The sequence below is a fragment of the Cellulomonas bogoriensis 69B4 = DSM 16987 genome (assembly GCF_000767165.1).
In the GTDB taxonomy this organism is placed as follows: domain Bacteria; phylum Actinomycetota; class Actinomycetes; order Actinomycetales; family Cellulomonadaceae; genus Actinotalea; species Actinotalea bogoriensis.
In genome coordinates this window covers 1-4,302 of record NZ_AXCZ01000205.1, presented here as the reverse complement: position 1 = coordinate 4,302, position 4,302 = coordinate 1, and the positions used below count along the sequence as shown (strand labels likewise).

Below are 4,302 nucleotides of genomic sequence, written 5' to 3'. Positions count from 1 at the left end.
GGGCCGCCGGCGGCTCGGGTGTCCACCCGGCCGAGGTCAGCACCGCCCGAGCGGCCTCCCCCACCGGTCCCTCCGGGGCGGACCGCGCCGCACCGCGCAGGAGCACGATCGCGTCGCGCACCTCCTTGCGGGAGAAGAAGCGCTCGCCGCCACGCACCAGGTACCCGACGCCGGCGTCGGCGAGTGCCTGCTCGAACGCCTCGGACTGGGCGTTGGTGCGGTACAGCACGGCGATCTCCCGCGCCGGGGTGCCCGCGGCGACCAGACGCTGCACCCGCGACGCGACCCCGGCGGCCTCGGACTCGTCGTCGTCGTAGACGGTGAACCGGACGGGCGGACCCGCGGGGCGTTGCGCGACCAGCTCCAGGACCCCCTCGGCAGCCCTGCGCCCCGGGCCCCTGCTCAGCAACCGGTTGGCGAGGTCCACCACCTGGGGCGTGGACCGGTAGTCACGCACCAGGCGCACGGTCCGCGCACCCGGGTGGTGGCGCTCGAACGTCAGGAGGTGGTGCGGGGTGGCCCCGGCGAAGGAGTAGATCGTCTGGCTCGGGTCACCGACCACGCACAGCTCGTGGCGTCCCCCCAGCCACTGGTCCAGCAGGTACTGCTGGGCCGGCGAGACGTCCTGGTACTCGTCGACCACCAGGTGGCGGTACTGGGACCGCACCGTCTCGGCGACGTCGCGCCGGGACTCCAGCATGTGGCCGAGCATCAGCAGGACGTCCTCGAAGTCGATGACCGCACGGGTGTCCTTCGCGTCCTCGTACGCGGTCATCAGGCGCGCGACGGTGGCGTGGTCGTAGCCGGCGGGTGCCGGGCGACCGGTCGCGGTGGCGGCCCGCACGTAGTCGTCCGCGGTGACCAGGGACACCTTCGCCCACTCGATCTCGGACGACAGGTCGCGCACGCTCACCCTGTCCACGCCGAGGCCCAGACGGTTCGCGGCGTCGGCCACGACGGGTGCCTTGTGCTCCATGACCCTGGGCGGTGCACCGCCCACCACCGTGGGCCAGAAGTAGGACAGCTGCCGCAGCGCCGCCGCGTGGAAGGTCCGTGCCTGCACCCCCACCGCGCCCAGCTCGCGCAACCGGGTGCGCATCTCGCCCGCGGCGCGCGCGGTGAACGTCACCGCCAGGACGCTCGTGGGCTTGTAGGTTCCCGTCCGCACCCCGTACGCGATGCGGTGGGTGATCGCGCGCGTCTTGCCCGTCCCGGCGCCGGCGAGCACGCACACCGGGCCGGTGAGCGCGAGCGCGACCTCGCGCTGGTCGGGGTCGAGGGCGTCGAGGAGGGCGTCGGCGGACATCGTGCACGAGTGTCTCAGGCCCCGCCGACAGGGAAGACCCCGGGCCCGCGGACCGTTACCGTGAGTGGCTGCCGTCCCCGAACCCGGAGGAAACATGACCGACGTGACCGCACCCCCGCCCGCCGGCACCGTCACGATGTTCACCACGTCCTGGTGCGGGTACTGCGTGCGGCTCAAGGGCCAGATGGACCAGGCCGGGGTGGCCTACCGAGAGGTGAACATCGAGGAGCACCCCGAGGCGGTGACCCTGGTCGAGAAGGTCAACGACGGCAACCAGACCGTCCCGACGCTGCTGTTCCCCGACGGCAGCGCCGCGACCAACCCGTCCCTGGCCCAGGTGCAGGCCCGCCTGGGGGGCTGACCTCAGCCCACCGGCCCGCCGAACCACTCCTCGACGAGCGCCCTGGCCACCGACGTGGGCGAGGGCAGCTGCACCCGGCCGGCCCGGACGTCGTCGGCGAGCTCGGCACGCGTGAACCACCGCGCCCGGGTGATCTCGACCCCGTCGACCCTCACGTGCGTGGTGAGGGCACGGGCCACGAACGCGAGCATCAGCGAGGAGGGGAACGGCCACGGCTGGCTGGCCCGGTAGGTGACGTCGCCGACGAGCAGGCCGACCTCCTCGCCGACCTCGCGGCGGACCGCGGACTCCAACGGCTCACCCGGTTCCACGTACCCCGCGAGGGTCGAGAACCGTCGCTCGGGCCAGTGCGCGGCGTGGGCCAGGAGCAGCCGGTCCCGGTCGTCGACCACAGCCATGATCACCGCGGGGTCGGTGCGTGGGTAGTGGTCGGTGCCGTCCTGGACGCACCGCCGCACCCACCCGCCCTGGACGGGCACGGTCACCGACCCGCACCGCGGGCAACGCACGTGGTGGGCGTGCCAGGCCGTCACCCCGACCGCCGTGGTGGCCAGGCCCGCGTCCCGGTCCGAGAGCACGTGACCGACGTCCCGCAGCGGGACCCAGCCCTCGTCCCGCACCTCGCAGGCCGGCGGCGCGCCCTCGATGGCCAGGGCGAAGTACGCGTGATCCTCGTCGGCGCCCAGGTACAGCACGAGGAGGCCGCACCCGTCGACCGGCTCGGCCGCGGGGTCGGCCACGGGCAGCTCGGGGAGCACGTCGGTCGGTACCCGCAGGTCCAGTGCCGCGCCGCGCGCGGCGACCTGCGCCCCGCGCACCAGCACCACCCGGGACGCGGGGTCCAGCCACGCGGCCCGCAACGCCTCGACGTCGTCACGGCGGGCGGCGTCACGGTCGACCGTGGCGCGCGACAACGGCAGGCGGGCGGGGTCCACCTGGTCACCGTAGGCCCCCGGGGTCCTGATCTGTGGACACGCCATGGGCTGGTCGTGCCCGCGGCGGCGCGGCGGCCTACGGTTGCCCCGTGCCCCGATCTGCCCTGACCCTCGCCGCACTGGCCACCGTGGCCGTGCCCCGCATGGACGTCCTGGACGCCCGTGCACTGCCCACCTCCGGTGATGTGGACGCCGCCCTGGTGTTTGACGCCACCGGTGGCAGGTGGGTCGTCAAGGCGCCCCGCACCGCAGCGGCCGGCGCGGCACTCGAGGCCGAGGTCGCGCTCCTGGAAGCACTGGTCGACCACGTCGACGCCGGTCGGCTGCCCTTCGAGGTGCCGCGCACCGCGGGCTTCGCCGAGCTGCCCGACGGGGGGCGGGCAGTGGTCCACCCCCAGCTCAAGGGGCACGCCCTGCGGCTGGAACGGCTGGGCCCCGGACCGGGTCTGGCCGCGGCGCTGGGGCGGGCCATCGCGGCGCTCCACGAGCTGCCGACCTCGACGGTCGAGGCCGCCGGGCTGCCGGTGTACGACGCCGAGGCCTACCGGCAGCGGCGGCTGTCAGAGGTGGACGAGGCCGCACGCACGGGCCGGGTACCCGCGAGCCTGCTGCGCCGGTGGGAGCGCGCGCTGGAGGACGTGGCGATGTGGCGGTTCCGCCCCACCGTCGTCCACGGCGACCTGTCGGCCGAGCAGGTGCTGTGCTCGGCCGACGAGCCGCGCAGCATCGTCGGGTGGTCCGAGGGGAAGGTCGCCGATCCCGCGGACGACCTCGCGTGGTTGCTGGTCGCGGCACCACCCGAGGCGGTGGACCCCATTCTCGAGGCCTACACCCTGCGCCGTACCGAGAACGCCGACCGCTACCTCGCCGACCGGGCCCTGCTGGCCGGCGAGCTGGCCCTGGCCCGGTGGTTGCTGCACGGGGTCCGCACCAGGGACGCGGAGGTCGTCGACGACGCCGCGGCGATGCTGGTGGACCTCGACGAGCAGATCGCGGCCCAGGCCGCGGAGGCCGCGCGGGCCGACGGCGACCTGGACGGTCACGACGACCCCGGGGACACCCCCGACGAGGAGCCGGGCCCGGACCGGGCCGGACCGGTCGACGCCGACCCCGGCGACGGGTCCAGCAACGCCTCGATCTCGGGCTCGCCGAGCAGCCGCTGAGGCCGGACCGTCCGCACCGTCCCGCCCGCCACGTGCACGAACGCGGCGTCCACCGCCTCGATCGGGACTCCCGTGGCGCGTGACCAGGCGAGTCGGTAGACCGCCAGCTGCAGGTCCCGGTGCTCCTGGCCCGCCCCGTGCGGGACCGGTCCGGTCTTCCAGTCCACCACGGTGACCCGACCGTCGCCGTCGGCGAAGACGGCGTCGATCCTGGACCGGACCATGACCTGCCCGACGGGCGTCTCGACGTCGACCTCGACGGCCACCGGCACGCGCCGAGCCCACCCGCTCGCCAGGAACGCCTCGCGCATCGCCGCGAGGTCGGCGTCGTCCTGGGCGGTGTCGTCGTCCGCACCCGGCAGGGCGTCGACGTCGACCAGCGCCGCGGACCCGAAGTAGGCCTCGACCCAGGCGTGGAAGAGGGTCCCCCGCCGGGCCCGGGTGGACGGCTCGAGCGGCACGGGACGGCGCAGCTGGAGCGCGAACGCGTCCCGGTCGCGGGCCAGGCGCACCAGGGCCGAGGCGGACAGGTGCGCC

The 4,302-nt window shown here is 75.0% G+C and carries 4 protein-coding genes and 1 pseudogene; 2 read left to right on the top strand and 3 right to left on the bottom strand.

Annotated features, from left to right (window positions below; genetic code table 11):
* The coding region (locus N869_RS13235) for an ATP-dependent helicase (RefSeq protein ID WP_035062367.1) at positions 1-1,306 on the bottom strand (1,306 nt) is incomplete at its 3' end.
* Positions 1,307-1,400: 94 nt separating this feature from the next.
* Between N869_RS13235 and N869_RS13230 the strand changes: the two genes are divergently transcribed.
* On the top strand, positions 1,401-1,667 hold the full coding sequence (locus tag N869_RS13230; RefSeq protein WP_035062366.1) for a mycoredoxin: 267 nt from the start codon (positions 1,401-1,403) through the stop codon (positions 1,665-1,667).
* A gap of 2 nt (positions 1,668-1,669) precedes the next feature.
* Here N869_RS13230 and nudC read toward each other — a convergent pair whose 3' ends face one another.
* The gene (gene nudC / locus N869_RS13225) at positions 1,670-2,602 is read right to left on the bottom strand and encodes an NAD(+) diphosphatase (protein ID WP_035062369.1); all 933 of its coding nucleotides are present in this window, start codon (positions 2,600-2,602) and stop codon (positions 1,670-1,672) included.
* Between the two features lie 143 nt (positions 2,603-2,745).
* On the opposite strand from nudC, the pseudogene N869_RS18840 reads away from it, so the two are divergent.
* Positions 2,746-3,423: pseudogene (locus N869_RS18840) on the top strand (phosphotransferase); the annotation flags it as partial.
* 218 nt (positions 3,424-3,641) lie between these two features.
* Here N869_RS18840 and N869_RS18600 read toward each other — a convergent pair.
* On the bottom strand, positions 3,642-4,302 hold a 661-nt coding region (locus N869_RS18600; RefSeq protein WP_035062365.1), incomplete at its 5' end, for a RecB family exonuclease.

Coding starts and splice junctions, on each gene's coding strand:
- N869_RS13230 (WP_035062366.1), top strand. CDS start 1,401: ATGACCGACGTGACCGCACCCCCGCCCGCCGGCACCGTCACGATGTTC.